The sequence below is a fragment of the Streptomyces incanus genome (assembly GCF_042656345.1).
Lineage (GTDB): Bacteria > Actinomycetota > Actinomycetes > Streptomycetales > Streptomycetaceae > Streptomyces > Streptomyces incanus.
Genome location: NZ_JBHSPC010000057.1, coordinates 34,310 through 55,585, shown reverse-complemented (window position 1 = coordinate 55,585; position 21,276 = coordinate 34,310). Strand labels below are relative to the sequence as shown.

Sequence of the window (21,276 nt, the reverse complement as noted above, 5' to 3'; positions counted from 1 at the left end):
TGAGCGGAGGGGAGCCCCACCCGGCCGTCTTTCGGTGGGGCGGACGTCGGGGCGGACGGCCGAGGCTGCGGGCTCAGACGTCCTGGCCGTTGCCGCCGCTGCTCTCCGCCTTCTTTATGCCCTTGGTGATGTCGTCGAGGACGGACTGCTTCTGGTCGGTGTCCAGACCGAAGCGGATGACGACCATCTGCTTCGGCTGCGCGGGGGAGGGGAAGGCCAGCGACTGGACGTACCCGTCGGAGCCCTTGCTGGTGACCGCCTTCCAGCGCACCAGGTAGCCCTTCTGCCCGGCGACGGTCACCGCCTTCGACTCGAGGACCTCGTGCGAGCTGATCCTCCCGTAGGAATCGCCGCCGTACGACTCCTCGGCGTTGGCGGAGATGTCCGCCTTGGCGACCGCTTCCGCGGTGGAGCCGCGGGTGCCGAGGGCCCTTGCCGGTGCCGAGTACGCGCCGCCCTTGGTGCAGGTGCTGGAGGTGTCGCCGGGGCAGTCGTACGTGTTCTCCGACATGATCTGGGCACCCACCCGGCCCTCCTGGCCGTACCAGCCGTCCGGGATGGGAAGGCTGATTCCGCTCAGCCCGTCGGTCACCGACCCGCTCTCGACCCGCGGCGGCTCAGAGGTGTCCGAGTCGGGGCCGTCCTCGCCCGGACCGCCGTCCCGTCCGCCCGGCGCCTGCGAGGCGGTGGAGTTGTCGTTCCCGCCGTCGTCGGTCAGCGCGTACACGCCGACCCCGATGCTCGCCAGCACCGCGACGGCCGCTGCCACAGCTATTCCGACGAGCAGCCCGCGCCTCCGGCCGGAGCCCGGACCGGACTGCACGACCCCGGGATATCCGGGATGCGCCGGATACGCGGGGTACACCGCCTGGGCCGGATACGCCGGTCCGGCGGCCGTGCCCGGCGCGGGAGGGTCCCAGGCGGGTGCCGATCCCGTCGGCCGGACCCGGTCCGTCCAGGCAGTACCGTCCCACCAGCGCTCGGTGGCCGGTCCGTCATTCGTCTGCCCGGGGTCGGGGTACCACCCGGGAGGAGTCGCCTGCGTCATGCCCCCACCGTATGAGGCGTCGGTGAAAGAGGGATGAGAGAGGTCCGTAACTTCGGGAGTCCGAGGTTCCGCGGGCCGCGGGTGCGTGCCCCGTGAGCGCGCCGGCCCGAGCGGCCGGGCCTCCGGGAGCCCCGGCCCGGGAGCTCCGACCCGCCTCCCCGACCCCTTCCGAAATGACCCGACACACCATCACTTTCCTTTCCCTTGACCGGTGTTGACCGTCAGGCCCCTGGTGAGCGGCAGGGCGCGTCGACCCCTGTACCCGGTGTCACCCGTCACGGCAAGAGCCCGGCCGGTACCGCTCCGTCGGGGCCGTCGGAGGACTACGCTCGACGCCGGTACGTCGTTCGGGCGACTTGGGGAGGTAGCGGAATGACGGAGGTGCGGCCCGCGGCATCGGCCTCTCTCTGGGAGCGGGACGAGGAGATCGCCGCCATCACCGCGGTGGTCGACACCCTGTGCGCGGACCGTTCCTCGCCCGGCAGCCTGCTGGTGCTGCGGGGCGAGTCGGGGCTGGGCAAGACCGCGCTGCTCGCCGAGACCCGGCGCATCGCCGAACAGCGCGGCTGCACCGTGTGGTCGGCCCGCGGCGGCGAGACCCTGCGCACCGTCCCGTTCAACGTCGTACGCCAACTCCTCCAGCCCGCGCTGGTGTCGATGCTGCCGGAGGAGGCCCGCGAGTACCTCGGCGACTGGTACGACATCGCCGGCCCCGCCCTCGGCATCGCCGAGCCCGGCGACCGGCACGCCGACCCGCAGGGCGTCTGCGAGGGCCTGGTCGCCGCCGTGCGCCGGCTGGCCCGCCGGGACTGGCCGCTGGTACTGACGATCGACGACGCCCACTGGGTCGACCAGGAGACTCTGAACTGGCTCTCCGCTTTCGCGGAAAGCTTGGCGGACCTGCCCGTCCTTGTCGTGGTCGCCCGCCGGCCCGGAGGCGTCTCCGGGGTGAGCACCCGCCACCTGGACGCCATCGCCGCCGCGGCCGAGCACCCGGTCACCGTCCTCAGCGCGCTGACCCCGCCCGCCGCGGCCGGTCTCACCCGCGCCACCCTCGGCGAGAACGCGGACGCCGCGTTCTGCCGCGAGGTGTGGGCCGTCACGGGCGGCAACCCCTACGAGACCGTGGAACTCCTCGCCAAGGTCCGGGACAGCGAACTCGAACCCGTCGAGGCGCACGCCGGTGAACTGCGCGCGCTGAACCGCTCCGCCCGCGGCGGCGGGCTCGTCGCCCGGCTGGAAGAACTCGGCATAGACGCCACCCGGTTCGCCTGGGCCGCCGCCATCCTCGGCAACGACATCACCGTCGACCTGGTGGCCGAGCTCGCCACCCTCGACCACGACGACGCCGTCCGCTGCGCCGAGCGGCTGCGCAGCGCCCGTATCCTCACCGACCCCGACCCCGGCACCGGCCGTACCGGACCCGCCGACCTCGAGTTCGTCCACCCGCTGATCGCCACCGCCGTCTACAACTCCATCCCCGACGCGCTGCGCCGCGCCATGCACGGCATCGCCGCCCGGATCGTCACCGACTCCGGACGCGGCGCCGCGTCCGCCTCCCGCCATCTCCTCGAGGTGCACCCGGACGACGACGAGGAACTCGTCCGGCAACTGCGGGACGCCGCCGGTGAACACCTCGCCGTCGGTGCCCCGGACGCCGCCCGCCGCTGCCTGGAGCGCGCCCTGGAGGAACCGCCCCGCCCCGAGGTCCACGCGCGCGTGCTCTACGAACTGGGCTGCGCCACCTTCCTCACCGCGCCCGCCCGGACCATCGGCCATCTGCGGACCGCGCTCGGCATGTCCGGCCTCGACGGGGACGCACGGGTGGACGCCGTGGTCCGGCTCTCCCAGGCGCTGCTGCACAACAACCAGATGGAGGAGGCCGTCCGCACCGTCGAGGAGGAGACCGCCCGGCTGGAACCCGGCCCCGCCCGGATGCGGCTGCAGGCCGTGCAGTTCATGTGGGAGGGCCTCCACGCCGGTGAGACCACCGCTCCCGGCCGTTCCGAACGCCTCGCCGCCCTCGCCGACACCTGCACCGGCCGGGACAACTCCGAACGCGCGCTGCTCATTCTGCGCGGCTTCGACGCCATGATGCGCGGCGAGAGCGCCGAAGTGGTCGCCGAGAACAGTGACCGCGTCCTCGTCAACGGCCGCCTCGCGCCCGGTCTCGGCTGGACCGACGCCGAGTGGGGCGTCGAACTGCTGCTGATGCTGGCCAGCACGTACGCCTACACCGACCGTCTCGACCGCGCCGAAAGTCTCTACAGCGAGGCCCTGCGCTCCTACGAGACAGCCGGCTGGAGCGGCGGCCACCTGGCCCTCGCCCACGCCTACGTCGGTCTCGCGCACCGCAGGCGGGGCCGCCTCGCGGCGGCGGAGAAGTCGCTGCGCGAATCCCTGCGCCTGGCCGAACGCGTGGGCCGCGGCCTGCCCCTGTACTGGACGGCGACCTGCAACCTGGTCGACACCCTGCTCGTCCGCGGCCATGTGGACGAGGCATGGGAAGTCGCCGAACGGCACGGGTTCGCGCCGCCCTACCCGTCCACCATCGTGCTGCCCGACCCCCGCTCGGTGCGCGGCAGGCTGCTGCTCGCGGTCGGCCGTACGAAGGACGGCATCAACGAACTGGAGGCCGCCGAGAAGGCCGCGGCCTCCCGCGGCCACCACAACCCCGTCCACCTGTTCTGGGCCGCCGACCTCGCCCGCGCCCTCGCCACCGAGGACCCGGCCCGTGCCGCCCGGCTGGCCGTCGAGTACCGCAGCCAGGCCGAGCGCTTCGGCACGGACACCGCCATAGGCGAGGCCCTGCGCTGCGCCGCCGCTCTGGAGACCGGCCAGCGGGCGGTACGGCTCGCCGCCCGGGCCGTCGCCTACCTGGAGGCCTCACCCTGCCAGTACGAGCACGCGGCGGCCCGCGTCGAGTACGGCATCCTCGCCCGCTCGCGGACCCACCTGGAGCGGGGCCTGGATCTCGCACGCTCCTGCGGCGCGGACGGCCTGGCCGCCCGCGCCGAGGCCGAACTGACCACGACGACCGGCCGGACCCAGTGACCTGAGTCGGAAATTCCTCGGCGGATCGGCGGAGGTGACGCATCCGCCGGATCCGTCGGAGCTCACGAACACCCCTGGCCGCAGCCTCCCTCGGTCACCGCGGATGCATCGAGCGCCCGGCAGGAACTGCCCAGAGATCTCCGGCTCAGGGCACTGAACCGCCGGCTCGGCCACGACCCCGGGAGGAGAGCCGGGCAACCGGCCTCTGCGGCTCTCGGGCTCACCGCCGACCGCGCCCCGCTCGGCCACCGGGCGCAGTGTCACCCGCATGTCCCCGGGTGGGGCGCCGGCCGGTGAGGCCTACCCGGGACGCCCGGCCGGCCGTGGGCCCGTGCCCCGACCGGTCCCGGTCCACAGTGCTGCGGCGGCAGCAGACTCGTCACCGGCCTTACCGGCCTCTCCGGCCTCTCCGGCCTCTCCGGCCTTACCGGCCTCTCCGGCCTTACCGGCCTTACCGGCCTTACCGGCCTCTCGGCCTTACCGGCCTTACCGGCCTCTCCGGCCTTACCGGCCTTACCGGCCTTACCGGCCTCTCGGCCTTACCGGCCTTACCGGCCTTACCGGCCTCTCGGCCTTACCGGCCTTACCGGCCTCTCGGCCTTACCGGCCTTACCGGCCTTACCGGCCTCTCGGCCTTACCGGCCTTACCGGCCTTACCGGCCTTACCGGCCTTACCGGCCTTACCGGCCTCTCGGCCTTACCGGCCTTACCGGCCTTACCGGCCTCTCGGCCTTACCGGCCTCTCCGGTGTTACCGGTGCCACTGGCGTCACCGGTGTTACCGGTGCCACTGGCGTCACCGGTGTCCCCCGGTGTCACCGGTGTCATAGGCGTCACCGGTGTCACCCAAGGTCACCCGGCCTCACCGGTGTCACCCGGTGTCACCCGGTGTCACCCGGCCTCACCGGCCTCACCGAGGTCACCGAGGGAAGAGGATCAGCCCGTTCACCGGTCACCCCGCCGGCCCGGGCCCGCGCGGCCCGGCCGCTGACGGACCGTGGCGTTCCGCCCTCCCGGACCCTTCCCTGCTTGTCGCCCACTGGGTCGGCAGCGTGTCACGACGGCCCCTCGGACTCCTCCGCCAGCACCCGCTGGGCCGTGGCGAACGCCGAGTTGGCCGCGGGGACTCCGCAGTACACCGCCGTCTGCAGCAGGACGGCCCCGATCTCCTCCGGGGTGAGCCCGTTGCGCCGGGCCGCGCGGACGTGCATGGCCAGTTCGTCGTAGTGGCCGTGCGCGATCAGGGCGGTGAGCGTGATCATGCTGCGTTCACGGCGGCTGAGCGTCGGATCGGTCCACACCTCGCCCCAGGCATAGCGCGAGATGAAGTCCTGGAACCGCGCCGTGAACGGCGTCTGCCGCGCCTGGGCCCGGTCCACGTGCGTGTCCCCGAGAACCTCGCGCCGTACCCGCATCCCACTCGCCGCGTCCCCGCCGAAGTGGGCCCGCAGCGCCGTCAGCACCGCCTCCGGGCGCTCCGCCGGCGCCAGATGCGAGGCACCCGGGATCTCGACGAGCCCTGCCCCCGGCACCGCGTCGGCGATCTCGCGCAGATGCGCCGGAGGCGTCGCCGGATCCTCCCGGCCGGCCACCAGCAGCGTCGGCGCCCCGATCTGTGCGAGGCGGTCCCGCAGATCGAACGCGGCCAGCGCGTCGCAGCAGGCGGCATACGCCCCGGGATCGGTGTCCCGGTGGTCGCGGACCAGCTCCGGCACCGTGAAACCGGGCGTGAACCAGCGGGAGTCCGCGCTCTCCGCGAGCCCCGTGAGGCCCTCGCTCCGCACCAGCGCCGCCCGCTCCTCCCACGCCTTCGCACCGTTGAAATGCGCAGAGGAACAGATCACGGCCAGCGACGACACCCGTTGCGGATACCGCACGGCCAGCTCCAGCCCCACCGCGCCGCCCAGTGACACCCCCGCGTAGGCGAACCGCTCGATGCCGAGCGTGTCGGCGAGCGCGATCACCAGATCCGCCAGATCGCCGACGGTCGCGCCGGGGCCGATCAGCCCGGCCGCCGAACCGCCGTGCCCCGGCAGGTCCCAGCGGACCACCCGGTACGCGGCCGACAGCTCGGGCGCCACCTTGTCCCACAGGGCGTACGACGTGCCCAGCGAGGGGCCGAGCAGCAGCGGGGGAGCAGAACCGGAGCCTTCGATACGGTGGTTGAGGAGAGTGTCGGTCACGAGCGCTCCAGTGCACGGTCGGTGAGGGGCCCGGCGGAGCCGGTGTAACGGGCGGGGTCGGTCGCGGCGGTGAGGTCGAAGCCCTTCCACTCCGGGCGCTCGGCCAACTCCGGTTCCGCCACGAATAGTTCATCGAGCATGTCGCCGAGCAGCGCACCGAGGTCGCGACCCTCCGCGTACGCGCGCCGCGCCAGGCCGGTGAGCAGTTCCTTCGCCCGGCCGCGCCCGAGAAGGGGTGCCAGTTCGGCGGACAGCCGCTCGGAGACGATCAACCCATGGGTCAGGCCGAGGTGTTCGCGCATCACGTCCGCGTGCACCCGCAGTCCACCGGTGAGTTCGGCGGCGTTTCGGGCCGCGCCGCCGGCCAGGCGCAGCAGCTCCCGCAGCGGCTCCCACTCGGCGTGCCAGGCCCCGGCCGGCCGCTCGTCCTCGGCCACCAGCGAGCCGTACAGCGTGGCCGCGAGCTGCGGCGCCTGCCGGGCCGCCGCCGCGATCAGCGTCGAACGCACCGGGTTGGCCTTGTGCGGCATGGCCGAGGACCCGCCGCCGCTGCCCTCGGCGACCTCCGCGATCTCGGTGCGGGAGTATGTGAGCACGTCCGCCGCGAGCTTGCCCAGGGCCCCGGCGGTGAAGGCGAGAGCGCCGGCGAGATCGGCGACCGGCGTGCGCAACGTGTGCCAGGGGAGAGCGGGCGGGCACAGGCCGAGTTCCCGGGCGTAGAGCGCGGGAAGCTCGGTCGGGTCCGTCGCCCCGTACGCGGTGAACGCGGCCAGCGTCCCTGCGGCACCGCCGAGTTGGGCGGGGAGCGAGGCGCGTACGGCCATCGTCCGGTCGCGGGCGTCGAGCACCAGGGAGCGCCACCCGGCGGCCTTCAGCCCGAACGTCGTCGGTACCGCGTGCTGGGTCAGCGTGCGCCCCGGCAGCACCGTGTCGCGGTGCTCGGCGGCGAGGCCGGCCAGCGCCCGCTGGGCGCGGTCGAGGTCGTCGAGGAGCGGGCCGAGTGCGCGGTGGGCCACCAGCATCAGAGCGGTGTCCATGATGTCCTGGCTGGTCGCCCCCCGGTGCACATAGGGGCCGTAGGGCTCACCCACCGCCCGGGTCAGATCCGCGACCAGCGGGATCACCGGGTTCCCACCGCCCCGCGCCCGCTCGGCGAGGGAAGCGAGGTCGAAGCGCCCGGGGCCGGCGGCCACCTCCGTGACCGCCGCCGCCGCCTCGGCGGGGGCGAGCCCGGCCGCCGCCTGCGCCCGGGTCAGCGCGGCCTCGGCGTCGAGCAGCGCCCGCAGGACGGCGCCGTCCCCGGCCTCGGCTGCGGCCGGGGAACCGGCCCACCCGGGGGCGAGCAGGCCGGTGCCGGCATCGGCCGATGTCACTGGAACTCCAGGAAGACCGTTTCGCCCTCGCCTTGGAGGCGGACGTCGAAACGGTACGTCCCCCGCCCCTCGTCCGTCGCGATCAGCGTGTCGCGGCGGTCCGCGTCGAGCCGGGACAGCAGCGGGTCCGCCGCGAGCGCGGCCTCGTCGCCCGGCAGGTGGACCCGGGTGAACAGATGCGTCAGCAGGCCCCGCGCGAACACACACAGACTGAGGTACGGAGCGTTCTGCCCCCGTGCCCCCGGCCGCAGCGTGCGCACGTACCAGTGACCGTCGGCGTCGGTCTGGATCCGGCCGAAGCCGGTGAACTCCACCCCGTTGCGGCCCAGGAAGTCGCCGCTCGCCGGGTCCCGCCGCATCGAACCGTCGGCGGTCGCCAGGTTGCCCTCCGGGTCCGGCCCCCACACCTCCAGCAGCGCGTCCGGCAGCGGGTTGCCCTCGCCGTCGTACACGTAGCCGTGCACGGTGACGGTGTCCGGGTGGCCGGCCGGCGCGATGTCCTCACCGCCGCGGAACGGCAGCGCATAGCCGTAGAAGGGGCCGACGGTGTGCGAGGGGGTGGGCAGCACGTTCTCCGGATTGCCCGTGTCGATCTTCGTCATGACGGTCAGCGCCCTTCTTCCATCCAGGTGGCCCGCGGCCCGTCGAGCACGATGTCCCAGTGGTAACCGAGGGAGAACTCCGGCACCGACAGACTGTGGTCGTAGGTCGCCACCAGCCGCTGACGGGCCGCGTCGTCGGTCACCGACTGCAGGATCGGGTCGTACGGGAACAGCGGGTCGTTGGGGAAGTACATCTGCGTCACCAGCCGCTGGGTGAAAGCGGTGCCGAAGACGGAGAAATGGATGTGCGCCGGGCGCCACGCGTTGACATGGTTGCGCCACGGATACGGTCCCGGCTGGATGGTCGTGAAGCGGTAGAAGCCCTCGGCGTCGGTGAGGGTGCGGCCGGCGCCGGTGAAGTTCGGGTCCAGCGGTGCGTCGTGCTGCTCACGCTGATGGGCGTACCGCCCGGCCGAGTTGGCCTGCCAGACCTCCACCAGCTGGCCGCGCACGGGACGGCCGTCGCGGTCCAGCAGCCGCCCGGAGACGGTGATCCGCTCGCCGACGGGCTCGCCGGGGTGCTGCCGGGTGAGGTCGTTGTCGGTCTCGGTGACGTCCCGTTCCCCCCACGCGGGGGAGGACAGCTCCACCAGCTCGGGGTCCTTGGTCACGTCGACCGCGATCGCCGGCTGCCGGGGATGGCGCAGCACCGACGAACGGTACGGCCGGTAGTCGCGGCGTGGATGGTGCTCGACCGGGGCACCGCCCGCCACCCGCTTCTCGTACGCGGCGTGTTCGGCCGCGATCTCCTGGTCGATGTCGTGCTGAGTGAGAACGTTCGTCACAGAGGCCACCACCTTGTCCATCCGAGGTACCTCATCCCTTCCGGCCCGGTCGGCCGGACGCGCGTCGTCGGTCTGCGTCGTCAGTCCCGAATTAGTCAGGGCACTGAGTATTTTCGCAGTGGTTCCCTCACGCTGCCATCGCTGAGCGGGGGCGTCAATACCTTGGCACAACCTGCATCGATGTCGGCGCGGACCGCAGACAGGTTCGGTCTTGCACGGGTATTGTTCAGTGCACCAACGAATTACAGCAACGAACTGCAGCAACCGACTGCGGTAACGGATCGACGGCATCGGCAGCGAGGGGCGTACATGGCCGCGGTGGACCTCACCACCCATCCCGGGCACCTGGCCCGACGGCTCCAGCAGGCGCACCACCTGCTGTGGAACACGATGGTCTCCGAGGAGATCACCTCCCCGCAGTTCGCGGTCCTCAACGCGCTCGTCGCCGAGCCGGGCCTGGACCAGCGCAGCGTGGGGGAGCGGGTCGGGCTGGACCGGTCCACCATCGCCGAGGTGATCGGCCGGCTCATCCGGCGGGAACTGCTCGACAAGGTCCGTGACCCGCAGGACGGACGCCGTTTCCTGCTCCGGCTCACGGAAGACGGCCTGCGCACCCACCGTAAGCTGGCGGTGCGCACCGCGCGGATGAACCAGGTCTTCCTGGGCCCGCTGGACGCCGACGAGCAGGCCGCCTTCTTCGCGTTGATCCGGCGGGTGGCGGACGCGGCCGAGGGACTGCGCCGCCCCGGCGAGCCCACGACTCCGGTACCCCGGTGATCCGGTGATCTGGCACCCCGGTGGCCCAGTGGCCCGGTACCCCGGAGATCCGGTGGTCTGGCACCCCGGTGATCTGGCGCCCCGGTGGCCCGGCGCCCCGGCGCCCCGGCGCCCCGGTGGCCCAGTGGCCCGGTGGTCCGGTGATCTGGCACCCCGGTGGCCCGGCAGGGCCCGTCGGTGAACAACTGGCGCGGTTTTCGCCAGACCACCGCAGGCCAGGGACATACCAGCGCGCCACTTGAATCCCGACGGGCCCCACCCCGGTGGTCCGGTGCCCGGTGGTCCGGAGATCCGGTGGCCCGGCGCCCCGGCGCCCCGGTGGCCCGGTGCCCCGGAGATCCGGTGGTCTGGCACCCCGGTGGCCCGGCGCCCCGGTGGCCCGGCACCCCGGTGGTCCGGTGCCCGGTGGTCCGATGTCCGGTGGCCCCGCCGGGTGTCCCGAGCTGGTCAGGTGGTCTCCGTGTAGACCACCCACACCTGCCCCTGCGCGAAGTTCACCTCGGTGCCGTCGTCCGTCGTGAACGCGGTGCCGTCCGAGGCGTCCGGGCGGCTCCAGCGGACGTCGTGGGCGCGCCCGTCGCGTAGCACGGTGGCCGTCCCGGAGCCCACCGTCTCGGTGTACGGCGTGTTGTTGCCGCGGGAGTCGTGGTAGTCGGACGGGCGGACGGTCACGTGCTGCACGACGACGGTCGCGGGCGCCACCGGCTCGCCCCGCGCGGTGACCGCGGGGGTGCCGTCCATGGAGACCAGCCAGCGGTCGCGGGCGTCGGACCAGCTGAAGGTGAAGCGGGCCGCCGGATAGCGCACCGTGCGTGTGCTCGTGGGTTCGCCGCCCCGGGGCGGCGGCCCGTAGCGGAAGCCGGTGGTCAGTGAGGCCCGGCCGGGCGGGTCGTCCATGACCTGCCGGGGCTGGAGGAAGAGGTTGTGCGGGGCGGACCGCGTGGTGCCCCGGACGTAGACGCCCGCACCCGAGCCGGGTGTCCCGGGCGTCAGGGGCTCCAGCGGCGCCCGGTCGATCAGCGGCAGCAGTCTGCTCTGCGCCCCGGAGAACGCCAGGACCGGCCGGTCGAACTGGCGTAGCAGCTCCAGGTCGGACTCCCGGGCGCTGCGCACCGGCCCGATGGATTCGGGCAGCCGGGTGGCGTAGACCGCCATCAGCCGGCTCAGGCCGCCCTCGACCTGCTCGACGTACACCACGTCCGCCGACTCCAGGCCCGTCTGGGGGCGGGCCGCGGGAACGTTGTCGATCTTCACCGCGAGGACCGGCGGGCGGTCGCCCCCGTGGGTTTCGTCCGTCCCGCCCGGGCGTGATGTGCGCGGCGACCCGCGTTCGTCGTCACCCGGACCGTTCGACGCCGTGCAGCCCGCCGCCAGACCGGCCACCAAAAGCGTCGCCAGCAGTGCTCTCGCCGTCGCGGCGCGTCGTGCGCGTGCTTTTCGTCTCGTGCCCACCGTCGCCACCCTGCCTGCCCCACATCATCGGTTGTCTTGGTTGTGCGCTTTTCCGATTGTCAGTGGCCCTACCTGATCGGTGGTGTTCCCGCGCGGTGGCTTCCGCCGATCGGCCCAGCAGGGAGCGGTTCGGCACGGGCCCCCCGGGTACCCGGAGCGCCCGCCGTACGAACGGCCGACAGCACGCACCGGCAGACCGTACGGACGGCGTACCGGCCACTACGACGCAGGGAGCAGGCGGCGATGAGGGCAGTGACCTGGCAGGGAAAGCGGGACGTTCGCGTGGAGGAGGTGCCCGACCCGCGGATCGAGGAACCGACGGACGCCGTCATCCGCGTCACGTCCACCGGACTGTGCGGCTCCGACCTGCACCTCTACGAGGTGCTCACCCCGTTCATGACCCCGGGCGACATCCTCGGCCACGAGGCCATGGGCATCGTCGAGGAGGTCGGCGCCGGAGTGCCGGACCTCCAGGCCGGTGACCGTGTCGTCGTGCCGTTCCAGATCGCCTGCGGCAACTGCTGGATGTGCCTCACGGGCCTGCCCACCCAGTGCGAGACCACCCAGGTCAGCGCCGAGGGCATGGGCGCGGCCCTGTTCGGCTACACCCGCCTCTACGGTGCGGTGCCGGGCGGCCAGGCCGAGTACCTGCGGGTCCCGCAGGCCCAGTACGGCCCGATCAAGGTCCCCGAGGGGCCGCCCGACGACCGGTTCGTCTACCTCTCCGACGTCCTGCCCACCGCCTGGCAGGCGGTGGCCTACGCCGACGTCCCGAAGGGCGGAAGTGTCGCCGTGCTCGGCCTCGGTCCCATCGGTGACATGGCCTGCCGGATCGCCCGGCTCAAGGGCGCCGGGCGGGTCTTCGGCGTGGACCTGGTCCCGGAACGACTGCGCCGGGCGCAGGAACGGGGCGTGGAAACCTTCGACCTGCGCTCCTTCGACGACGAGAAGGAGCTCGTCACCGCGATCCGTGACCGGACCGACGGCCGCGGCCCCGACGCCGTGATCGACGCCGTCGGCACCGAGGCACACGGCAGCGCGGTGGCCCGCATGGTGCAGAACACCGCGGCGCTGCTGCCCCGGAAACTCAGCGGCCCCCTGGCCGAACGCTTCAGCGTCGACCGGCTCGCCGCCCTGCACACCGCGATCGACCTGGTGCGCCGCGGCGGCACCGTCTCGGTGTCCGGCGTCTACGGCGGCGTGGCGGACCCGATGCCCCTGCTCACCATGTTCGACAAGCAGATACAGATGCGCATGGGGCAGGCGAACGTCCGCCACTGGAGCGACGAGATCATTCCCCACCTCACGGACGACGACCCCCTCGGCGTCGAGGACTTCGCCACCCACCGCCTGCCGCTGTCGGACGCACCCCTGGCCTACGACATGTTCCAGCGCAAGCGGGACGGCGCGGTCAAGGTCCTCATGCGGCCGTGAGCCCGGCGTGATCCGGACGAGAGGCCCCTGGGGCCTGTCCGGCACATCCCCGCCCGCCCAGTGACGCCTGGCACGCACTCCCCCGAGCTCTTCGAGCAGGGGAACCCCCAGCCGCGTTGCCGAAACGCCCACGTGGCTCCTCCCCCCACCTCTCGGCTCCGCTCGAGCGGGTGCGCCACGTACTCGATGAGTTCGGCGGACCGCGCGGCCGGCCCAGGACATCCGGCGTCCGGAGCCCGCATGTGTTCGTGCCCATCGAACCGCGCCGGCCCTTCACCCGGGTCCGCCGTGCCGCCCTCGCGGCCGGCCGGCCGCGAACGGGAGCGCCGGATGCCGGAGCAGGTGACCATGAAGTGGTGGAAGGAGGAACGCGGAGAGCGGATCTCCGTGGACCGCAACCGGACGGCCCGCGACCGCACCATCGCCTCCGCCTGCTCCGTGCGCCCCCGTCCGCACGCACCCGTCCCGGCGCCGCTGCGCCGGGACGGGTGCCCGTCGCGCACCCGAGGGACTTCGATCTCGCGACCATGCCCGCGCGCTTCGCCGAACTCGGCGATGTGCACGCGGACATGGACGATCACGGATTCTCGCTCGAACCCCTGCTCGAACTCGCTCGACGGGACGAGCGCGACCACGGACTCGGTGATCTGCCCTACCCGCCCGAGTGTCCGAAGACGCCGGGGGAACCCGGCCGGGTACAGCCGAGCCGGGTCGGGAAGCCCGGAACCGCGGCTTCCCGACCCGGCGCGCCGCTTCACCTTCGCGGGGAAATCAGCGCCGTGTCACGGCAGTTCGTGCCACCGCAGCGGTTTCACGGCAGTTCCTTGATCCGGACGTCCCGGTACGAGACCACGTCCGTCGTGCTGTGCACCTGGAGGCCGAGGTAACCGGAGGCGAACCGCCGCCCGTCCGTGCCCGGGTCGTCCGAGCGCGGCGGGGTGAAGTCCTGACCACCGGTGTTGTCGAACTCGTTGATCAGCACACCGTTGCGGAAGACCGAGTAGTGCTGGCCCTCCACCCGGATCTCGTAGTCGTTCCAGGTGCCCTTCTGGGTCACACCCGCGCCGGCCAGGCCCACCCGGTCGAAGCCGTAGACCGAGCCCGTCTTGTACATGTCGCCCGTGGGCGAGTCGAACACCTGGATCTCGTGTCCGTACTTGATGGCGGCCCACTCCGGCCGGGTCTCCTCCGGGTGGTCGTGGATCTGCGGGAACCGCACGAACACACCGGAGTTGGCGTTCCCGGTACCCGGGGCGTCGTCACGCCACTGCAGCTTCAGCGAGAAGTCGCCGTACTTGCGCTCGGGGAACCACAGCATGCCGAGCCCGGACTTCGTGGTGCCGGACGTGATCGACCCGTCCGGGTTCAGCGCGAACGAACCACCGCCCACCTGCTGCCACTTGGCGAACGCCGCCGCGCTGCCGTCGAGGATCTTGCGGTAGCCGTCGGTCTGGCCCGGCTCGCCGATCCCGGACTGGCGGGCCGCCTGGTTGATGGCCCGGTCCTCGCGCTGGTCGACGACACCTTCCTTCCTGAGCTTGTCCAGCACGCTCTTCACGTGCTTCAGGAACAGTGCGCTGGACGTCCACTCCTTCTCGTCCTCGATCAACTCGCCGATCCGGCACCGGTTGTTGGTGACCCGGTTGGGCACGCCCGAGTCGACCTCGCCGACGATCACCGTCAGGCGCTCGTCGTACTCCGGGCAGGGCGGCGGCGGGACTTGGCCGGTCACGACGGTGAAGCTCACCGTGAGCGGTGCGGAGGTGTTGCCCGCCTTGTCGCGCGCCCGGTACGTCACGGTGTGCCGGCCCGCCCGGTCGACGACCACGGGCTCCGTGTACGCCAGGTAGGGCCCGGAGTCGAGCGAGTACTCGATGGACGCGACGCCGGAACCGCCCGCGTCGGTGGCGCTGATGGTCACCTTCGCGCTGCCGACGTAGGCCCCGGCGGAGTTCCTCGACCCCTCCACGCCGACGCCGGTCACCGGTGGGGTGGTGTCCTGCGGGGGCGCGGTGACGACGGTGAAGGCGACGCTCTTGGCCGCCGAGACGTTGCCCGCCTTGTCGGTGGCGCGGTAGCGCACGGTGTGGGTGCCGACCTGATGCACCATCACCGGACCGCCGTACACCTGCCAGGCGCCCGTCGCACCGACCGCGTACTCGATGGTGTTGACACCGGAGCCCGTGTCGGAGGCGCTGACGGTGACGGTCGCCATGTCGATGTAGGCGCCGTCGGCGTTCTTCTCGCCGTCCACCGTCGCCGAGGTCTCCGGTGCGGTGGTGTCGTCCGTCGGCGGGGCGACGACGGTGAAGGCGACGCTCTTGGCCTCCGAGACGTTGCCCGCCCTGTCCAGGGCGCGGTAGCGCACCGTGTGCGTGCCGACCTGGTTGACGACCACCGGTGCGGTGTACGGCTGCCAGGCGTCGTCGGCGCCGATCGCGTACTCGATCCGGTCGACGCCCGAGCCCTCGTCGGTCGCCGTGAGGGCGACGCTCGCCGAACCGACGTACGCGCCTTCGGCGTTCCTCGTGCCGGTCACCTCGGCCGTCGCCGTCGGCGCCGTGGTGTCCTCCCCGCTGCCCTCGGTCACCACCAGGATGCCCTGCATCATGCCGTGGCCGGGAATCGTGCAGTGGTAGAAGTAGCGGCCCGGGGTGAGCGTGACCTCGGCGGTGTGCCGGCCGCCCTGGGCGTCACCGGGGTTGGCGAGGATGTTCAGCTGGACGTCGTTGTTGAACTCGGGGTCCGACGTGGCGAACGTCAGCGTGTGCGGCATACCGGTGGTGTTCCCGGTGGCCACGCTGTTCTCGAAGACGATCGTCGCCGGTCCGGCCACCGCGGTCGCCGGTGCCGAGAGGTACTTGTCGATGTCGTTGCCCGCGGTCCAGGTGAGCACCTGATCCGCCGCGGCCCCGGCCTTCCTCGTTCGCGGGGCCTCCGGCTCGCCGGCCGCGGAGACGGTCTGCAGGCCGAGCATCATGAGGAGGGCGGCCAGCAGGGCGGCCCAGACCCTTCGTTGTTGGCGCATCACTGGTTTCACTCGGCCTTCCTCGCCAGCTGACCGGCGGCCGGGGTCGGTCCGCCGCCCGTGTAGGTGACCCGCCACAGCGCGGACTTGGAGTCCGAGGTGAAGAAGCCGCGGCCGTAGTCGAGGACGTACAGCGCGCCGTCCGGACCGAACTTCCAGTCCATCAGGTTCTTGATGCCGGCATCACCGACCGGCACGATCTTCTTCAGCGACTCCGAGTGCACCGGCAGCCCGCCGTCTCCCTGCGTCTTCGGGTTCATGAGCACCGCGTTGCGCGGCTGGTCGGCGTCGTAGAAGTCGCCGACGAACCACTTGCCGTCCCAGTAGGCCGGCCACTTGGTGTCACTGCCGCCGGCCTCGTCGTAGCGGTAGACCGGCCCGTTCATCGCGGCCTGGCCGCCGCCCTTGAGCCAGGGCAGCCTGTAGGTGGTCTCGTCCTGCTGGTAGGACGGGACACCGTTCGCGTCGCGGGGGAAGTCCGGGCCGCCGCCCTGCGGTGAGTACCAGATGTTGTTGCCGGTCACCGGCGGCAGATTGACCAGACCGTCGTTGTTCGGCGACTCGTTCTTCGGGTGGTCGCAGTCGTACCAGCCCAGCGGCCGCGACGGATCGGGCAGATTGCGGTCCCGGTAGGGCTGGTTGTTGCCCATGCAGTAGGGCCAGCCGCGGTTGGACGCCTTCGTGATCACGGCGAAGGTGTCGTACTTGGCCGGGCCCCAGGTCGTCGACGGCTGACCGGCGTCCGGGCCGACCCAGCCGGCGTAGAGCACGTCGGTCCGCGGATCGACGGAAATGCGCGCCGGGTTGCGCACACCCATCACATAGATCTCGCCGCGCGTCTTGCCGCCGCCCTCGGCACTCTCCTTACCGGTGAACAGGTTGCCCTCGGGGAGGGTGTACGTGCCGTCCGGCTCCGGGTGGATGCGCAGGATCTTGCCGTTGAGGTTGTTGGTGTTGCCGGCCGTGCGGCGCGCGTCCGCGAAGGAGACGCCCTTGTAGTTCGGCTCGGGGTTGTTGCCCGAGTAACCGCCGCTGAAGCCGCTGGAGTTGTTGTCACCGGTGGCGATGTACAGGTTGCCCTTGGAGTCCCAGGCCAGCCCGCCACCCGAGTGGCAGCAACTGTGGATCTGCACCGGCCATTTCAGCAGGACCTTCTCGCTGGCCAGGTCCAGCTTGCCGGTGGGCTCGTCGAACGTGAAGCGGGAGACCCGCCGTTCGGCCATCCGCTTGTCGCGGTCGATCTCCGAGTGGGGCGTGTAATGCAGGTACACCCACCCGTTCCGCTCGAACCGCGGGTCCAGCTCGATGCCGAGCAGGCCCTCCTCGACCTTGACCAGTTCGTCGCCGCCGCCCTTGTTGCCGAAGACGGTGAGCGCCCCGGCCAGGGTGACCTTCTCGGTCCTCGGGTCGTAGACGTGGATCTCGCCCTTGCCCTTGCCGATGTCCGGGTTGTTCCAGTCGGTGACCACGGGCTGCGAGGAGTCGGCGCCGCCGCGGCCGATGGAGAAGACGCGGCCGTCGGGGGCGGTGACCAGTCCGTGCGGCTCGCCGATCTGGTCGTTCTTTCCCGGCTGGTTGGGCCGGGTCAGCCGCTTGGCCTCGTAGTTGCCGTTGATGGTGGCCTTGCAGTCGGCCTGGACCAGCCGGCTGGTCCACAGGAGCGCGCCGCGCAGATGGTCGCGGAAGTCGGTCTCGTCGTACGACGACACCGTGCCGCCCATCCCGGTGTAGAAGGATCGTCCGCCGTCGTAGTCGCGGCACCAGCTCACGGGGTGGTCCGCGCCGTTGGCGCTCGCCCCCGGCTGGTAGGTCGACTCGCGGACCCGGGCGACGGTGTGCACCTCGCCGGACGGGTTCCGCGTCCAGTTCAGCCACTTGTCGGGCCGCTTCCACTCCTGCGGCAGGCTCTTGGTCGCCGGGTGCTGCCGGTCGCCGACCTCGACGGTCGCCCGCTGGGCGTTCGCCGGGCCGGACGCGGCCGGGCGGGCGCCGATGAGACCGGTGAACCAGTCGGAGTACGGCTCCGCGCGGGCCGCGTCATGAATGCCGACGAACCCGCCGCCGGCCTCCATGTAAGCTTCCAGGCCCGCCTCCTGGGTCGGGTCGAGGACATCCCCGCCGCCGGTGAGGAAGACGACCGCGTTGAAGCGGCTCAGCCTGGTGTCGTTGGTGAAGACCGAGGCGTTGTCCGTCGCCGTGACCTCGAACCGCTGGTTCTCCGGACCGGACAGCCCGATCTTCTCGATCGCCTCGATCCCGGCGTTCACCAGCGGCGACTCGTCGCCGGCCGCGGCGGAACCGTGGAACAGCAGCACCCGTACGTTCGCGCCGCCCGGGGGCGACTTGATCGACATCGTTGTCAGGGCCGGGTCCGGGGCCGGGCGCGCGGCGGCGGGACCCGACAGCAGTCCGGCGGCGACGACCCCGGCGGCAACGGTCGCCGCCCAGGCCCTTCGCCTCGTTCTGTTCGCTCTCGTGCTTCTTGTGCTTCTCGTGCTCAATCCGTGCAAGCGCATGGGTCCTTGATGCGATGTGAACCGCACGTGGCCACCCACCCCTCCTCGGTCGCAGCAACAGCGTCAAGGAAGTTAGACCTCTTTGCGTCACTCGCCAATACCTATGGCCGCAATGAAACGAACTTTGTCCTGAGTGTGGATAAACGGAGGGGTGGCCGCTACGGTTTCTCAGGTTCATGACATCCACTTCGCAGCCGGCGTGCACACGCCTTTTGATGCTCGGCACCATCGAGTCCCGTACGAGTAAGGGGAGTTCGGCATGGACAGACGCGGCTTCAACCGGCGGGTGCTGCTGGGTGGCGCGGTCGCGGCGACATCGTTGTCCCTCGGGTCCTCCGAGGCGGTGAGCGCACCGACCCCGGCAAGAACGGCTCCCGCGGGCGGCGAGGTGAGGCGCATCAAACTGTACGCCGAGCGCCTGGACGGCGGAAAGATGGGCTACGGCCTGGAGAAGGGCAAGGCGTCCGTCCCCGGCCCGCTGATCGAGCTCAACGAAGGCGACACGCTGCACGTGGAGTTCGAGAACGCCATGGACGTACCGGTGAGCCTGCACGTCCATGGCCTGGACTACGAGATCTCCAGCGACGGCACCAAGATGAACCGCAGCGACGTCGCGCCCGGCGGCACCCGCACCTACACCTGGCGCACCCACAAGCCCGGACGGCGCTCGGACGGCACCTGGCGGTCGGGCAGTGCCGGATACTGGCACTACCACGACCACGTCGTCGGCACGGAACACGGCACCGGCGGCATCCGCAACGGCCTGTACGGCGCGGTGATCGTGCGGCGCAAGGGAGACGTCCTGCCGGACCGCACGCACACGATCGTCTTCAACGACATGACGATCAACAACAGGCCCGCCCACACCGGCCCCGACCTCGAGGCCACCGTCGGCGACCGCGTCGAGGTCGTCATGATCACGCACGGCGAGTACTACCACACCTTCCACATGCACGGTCACCGCTGGGCCGACAACCGCACCGGCATGCTCACCGGACCCGACGACCCGAGCCAGGTCGTCGACAACAAGATCGTCGGACCCGCGGACTCCTTCGGCTTCCAGATCATCGCGGGGGAGGGGGTGGGGGCGGGCGCCTGGATGTACCACTGCCACGTCCAGAGCCATTCCGACATGGGCATGACCGGACTGTTCCTGGTGAAGAAGCCGGACGGCACGATCCCCGGCTACGACCCGCACGAACACCGGCACGGCCAGGAGTCCGCCCCGAAGGAGAGCGAGAGCGGGGAACACGAGCACTGACGGGGGGCCGGGCCGCGGGGCAAGGGATACGGGACAGGGGATACGGCCGTACAGCGGGGCACCCTCCGGCGAGAGCGCTCTCACCGCCCGGGGCGCCGGGGCTATCCTGATCCGCAGCCGCAGGTGAGGAGCCCCCGACGTGACCGAGACAGTGCCGCGCCCCACCCTGGAGGCCGTGGCCGCGCGGGCGGGGGTCTCGCGGGCCACCGTCTCCCGCGTGGTCAACGGCGCCGACGGCGTCACCGAACCCCTGGCCGAGCGGGTCCGGCAAGCGGTGGAGGAGCTCGGCTACGTGCCCAACCAGGCCGCCCGCAGTCTGGTGACGAACCGGCACGACGCCATCGCCGTGGTCGTCGCCGAACCCGAGAGCCGCGTCTTCGCCGACCCCTTCTTCGCCCGCCAGCTGCGCGGCATCAGCAGGGAGCTGACGGCGCACGACAACCAGCTCGTGCTGCTGCTCACCGAGGGCCGCCACGACCATGCCCGCGTCGCCCGCTACCTGGCGGGCGGCCATGTCGACGGCGCGCTGGTCTTCTCACTGCATCTCGACGACCCGCTGCCCGAGCTGATCCAGCGCGCGGGGGTCCCGGTCGTGTTCGGCGGCCGGCCCGACTGGTCCGGCGGCGGGAACGGCGTCGTCTACGTCGACAGCGACAACCGCGGCGGCGCCCGCGACGCCGTACGGCACCTGCTCGGCCTCGGCCGCGGCCGGGTCGCGCACATCACCGGCGCCCTGGACCAGACCTCGGCCGCGGACCGGCTGGACGGCTACCGGGACGCCATGGCCGACGCCGATCCGCGGCTTGTCGCGGAGGGCGACTTCACCCTGGCCGGCGGCGAGCGGGCGATGCGGGAGCTGTTGGAGAGCTGTCCCGGCCTGGACGCCGTGTTCGCCGCCAACGACCTCACGGCGGTGGGCGCGCTGCGGGTGCTGCGCGAACACGGGCGGCGGGTGCCGGACGACGTGGCGGTGGTCGGCTTCGACGACATGCTGCCGTTCGCCGAGCAGACCGATCCCCCGCTGACCACCGTCCGCCAGGACATCGAGGAGATGGGCCGGCTGATGGCCCGGCTCCTGCTGCGCGGCCTCGACCGCACCGCCGCCGCGCGCGAGACCGTGGGCGGTGCCCCCTCCGGCGTGATCTTCCCGACGACCCTGGTACGCCGCGCCTCCGCGTGAGGCCCGCGGCCGGCCCCTGCCCGACGGTGCCCGACGGTGCCCGCGCCTTCGAGCGAGAACGCTCCGCGCGCCGCCGTGCGGTTCGGCGCCGGTGCGGGCATCGTTCGTGCGGTCGGAGCGGGTGCGGGTGTGGGTGTGGGTGCCGATACGGGGGTGGGCGCGGGGCGGAGGTGGGCGCGGGGGCGGGCTCGGGTCCGAAGTCCCGGGCGCCGTGTTGATCCGTCGTTGAGTGAATGTTTTTCGGCGCCCGGCACGCTGTCGGGCATGCACATCGACACCATCGCGTCGCCCGACCTCGCGTGGCAGGAGGAGGCCCTGTGCGCGCAGACCGGGGGAGATTTCTTCTTCCCCGAGCCCGGCAGCTCGGTTCGTGACGCCAAGCGGATCTGCGGCCTGTGCCCCATCCGGGCCACCTGCCTCGACTACGCCATGACCAACGACCTGCGCTTCGGCGTCTGGGGCGGACTCTCCGAGAAGGAGCGGCTGGATCTGCGGCGTACGCCCCGGCGCTGATGGTCGAGGACAGCGGTCGCAGCGGCCCCGAGGGGGAACCCTGACCGGGGAAAACGACGACGGGGGGGCGC

The 21,276-nt window shown here is 72.0% G+C and carries 14 protein-coding genes and 1 pseudogene; 7 read left to right on the top strand and 8 right to left on the bottom strand.

The genetic code is table 11. The annotated features are described in order from the left end of the window. Window positions 1-73: 73 nt before the first annotated feature. A complete protein-coding gene (locus ACFP2V_RS20405) occupies window positions 74-1,048 on the bottom strand; it encodes a DUF2510 domain-containing protein (protein WP_381214190.1) in 975 nt (324 codons plus the stop codon). Between the two features lie 372 nt (window positions 1,049-1,420). Between ACFP2V_RS20405 and ACFP2V_RS20400 the strand changes: the two genes are divergently transcribed. Then, window positions 1,421-4,102 (top strand): ATP-binding protein, encoded by a 2,682-nt coding sequence (locus tag ACFP2V_RS20400; RefSeq protein ID WP_381214187.1) that lies wholly within the window; start codon window positions 1,421-1,423, stop codon window positions 4,100-4,102. A 1,054-nt stretch (window positions 4,103-5,156) separates the two neighbouring features. Here the strand turns inward: ACFP2V_RS20400 and pcaDC are convergent. The 4 genes from pcaDC to pcaH are packed head-to-tail and all read right to left on the bottom strand — an operon-like array spanning window position 5,157 to window position 9,065. Beyond that, entirely contained in the window at window positions 5,157-6,284 is a 1,128-nt protein-coding gene (pcaDC, locus tag ACFP2V_RS20395; RefSeq protein WP_381214184.1) for a bifunctional 3-oxoadipate enol-lactonase/4-carboxymuconolactone decarboxylase PcaDC, read from the bottom strand. Continuing rightward, on the bottom strand, window positions 6,281-7,657 hold the full coding sequence (pcaB, locus tag ACFP2V_RS20390; protein ID WP_381214181.1) for a 3-carboxy-cis,cis-muconate cycloisomerase: 1,377 nt from the start codon (window positions 7,655-7,657) through the stop codon (window positions 6,281-6,283). The genes pcaDC and pcaB overlap by 4 nt, the downstream gene beginning before the upstream one ends. Continuing rightward, window positions 7,654-8,259, bottom strand: coding sequence for a protocatechuate 3,4-dioxygenase subunit alpha (gene pcaG, locus ACFP2V_RS20385; protein WP_381214178.1), 606 nt, complete (start codon window positions 8,257-8,259; stop codon window positions 7,654-7,656). The genes pcaB and pcaG overlap by 4 nt, the downstream gene beginning before the upstream one ends. A gap of 5 nt (window positions 8,260-8,264) precedes the next feature. After that, entirely contained in the window at window positions 8,265-9,065 is an 801-nt protein-coding gene (gene pcaH, locus ACFP2V_RS20380; RefSeq protein ID WP_381214175.1) for a protocatechuate 3,4-dioxygenase subunit beta, read from the bottom strand. A gap of 288 nt (window positions 9,066-9,353) precedes the next feature. On the opposite strand from pcaH, the gene ACFP2V_RS20375 reads away from it, so the two are divergent. Next, on the top strand, window positions 9,354-9,821 hold the full coding sequence (locus ACFP2V_RS20375; RefSeq protein WP_381214172.1) for a MarR family winged helix-turn-helix transcriptional regulator: 468 nt from the start codon (window positions 9,354-9,356) through the stop codon (window positions 9,819-9,821). 447 nt (window positions 9,822-10,268) lie between these two features. On the opposite strand, the gene ACFP2V_RS20370 is transcribed toward ACFP2V_RS20375, so the two are convergent. Continuing rightward, window positions 10,269-11,282, bottom strand: coding sequence for a DUF3048 domain-containing protein (locus ACFP2V_RS20370; protein ID WP_381214169.1), 1,014 nt, complete (start codon window positions 11,280-11,282; stop codon window positions 10,269-10,271). Window positions 11,283-11,516: 234 nt separating this feature from the next. Here ACFP2V_RS20370 and ACFP2V_RS20365 point away from each other — a divergent pair, with 234 nt between their 5' ends. Together ACFP2V_RS20365 and ligD are read left to right on the top strand one after the other, a co-directional pair. Beyond that, complete coding sequence (locus ACFP2V_RS20365; RefSeq protein ID WP_381214166.1) at window positions 11,517-12,707, top strand: zinc-dependent alcohol dehydrogenase; 1,191 nt, start codon at window positions 11,517-11,519, stop codon at window positions 12,705-12,707. A gap of 170 nt (window positions 12,708-12,877) precedes the next feature. Further along, window positions 12,878-13,429: pseudogene (ligD, locus tag ACFP2V_RS20360) on the top strand (non-homologous end-joining DNA ligase LigD); the annotation flags it as partial. 89 nt (window positions 13,430-13,518) lie between these two features. Here ligD and ACFP2V_RS20355 read toward each other — a convergent pair. Beyond that, window positions 13,519-15,735, bottom strand: coding sequence for an OmpL47-type beta-barrel domain-containing protein (locus tag ACFP2V_RS20355; protein WP_381214298.1), 2,217 nt, complete (start codon window positions 15,733-15,735; stop codon window positions 13,519-13,521). Between the two features lie 8 nt (window positions 15,736-15,743). After that, a complete protein-coding gene (locus ACFP2V_RS20350) occupies window positions 15,744-18,251 on the bottom strand; it encodes a ThuA domain-containing protein (RefSeq protein WP_381214163.1) in 2,508 nt (835 codons plus the stop codon). A 259-nt stretch (window positions 18,252-18,510) separates the two neighbouring features. Here ACFP2V_RS20350 and ACFP2V_RS20345 point away from each other — a divergent pair, with 259 nt between their 5' ends. The 3 genes from ACFP2V_RS20345 (at window position 18,511) to ACFP2V_RS20335 (ending at window position 21,205) form a co-directional block, all read left to right on the top strand. Next, entirely contained in the window at window positions 18,511-19,512 is a 1,002-nt protein-coding gene (locus tag ACFP2V_RS20345; RefSeq protein ID WP_381214160.1) for a multicopper oxidase domain-containing protein, read from the top strand. A 139-nt stretch (window positions 19,513-19,651) separates the two neighbouring features. Further along, window positions 19,652-20,692 carry a LacI family DNA-binding transcriptional regulator gene (locus ACFP2V_RS20340; protein ID WP_381214157.1) on the top strand — a complete coding sequence of 347 codons (1,041 nt, stop codon included), beginning with the start codon at window positions 19,652-19,654 and terminating at the stop codon, window positions 20,690-20,692. 264 nt (window positions 20,693-20,956) lie between these two features. After that, a complete protein-coding gene (locus ACFP2V_RS20335) occupies window positions 20,957-21,205 on the top strand; it encodes a WhiB family transcriptional regulator (RefSeq protein WP_381214154.1) in 249 nt (82 codons plus the stop codon). Window positions 21,206-21,276 lie beyond the last annotated feature (71 nt).

Excerpts from the sequence above, each read along its gene's own strand:
- ACFP2V_RS20405 (WP_381214190.1), bottom strand. The coding sequence starts at position 1,048 with ATGACGCAGGCGACTCCTCCCGGGTGGTACCCCGACCCCGGGCAGACG.
- ACFP2V_RS20400 (WP_381214187.1), top strand. The coding sequence starts at position 1,421 with ATGACGGAGGTGCGGCCCGCGGCATCGGCCTCTCTCTGGGAGCGGGAC.
- pcaG (WP_381214178.1), bottom strand. The coding sequence starts at position 8,259 with ATGACGAAGATCGACACGGGCAATCCGGAGAACGTGCTGCCCACCCCC.
- pcaH (WP_381214175.1), bottom strand. The coding sequence starts at position 9,065 with ATGGACAAGGTGGTGGCCTCTGTGACGAACGTTCTCACTCAGCACGAC.
- ACFP2V_RS20375 (WP_381214172.1), top strand. The coding sequence starts at position 9,354 with ATGGCCGCGGTGGACCTCACCACCCATCCCGGGCACCTGGCCCGACGG.
- ACFP2V_RS20365 (WP_381214166.1), top strand. The coding sequence starts at position 11,517 with ATGAGGGCAGTGACCTGGCAGGGAAAGCGGGACGTTCGCGTGGAGGAG.
- ACFP2V_RS20355 (WP_381214298.1), bottom strand. The coding sequence starts at position 15,735 with ATGCGCCAACAACGAAGGGTCTGGGCCGCCCTGCTGGCCGCCCTCCTC.
- ACFP2V_RS20350 (WP_381214163.1), bottom strand. The coding sequence starts at position 18,251 with ATGCGCTTGCACGGATTGAGCACGAGAAGCACAAGAAGCACGAGAGCG.
- ACFP2V_RS20345 (WP_381214160.1), top strand. The coding sequence starts at position 18,511 with ATGGACAGACGCGGCTTCAACCGGCGGGTGCTGCTGGGTGGCGCGGTC.
- ACFP2V_RS20335 (WP_381214154.1), top strand. The coding sequence starts at position 20,957 with ATGCACATCGACACCATCGCGTCGCCCGACCTCGCGTGGCAGGAGGAG.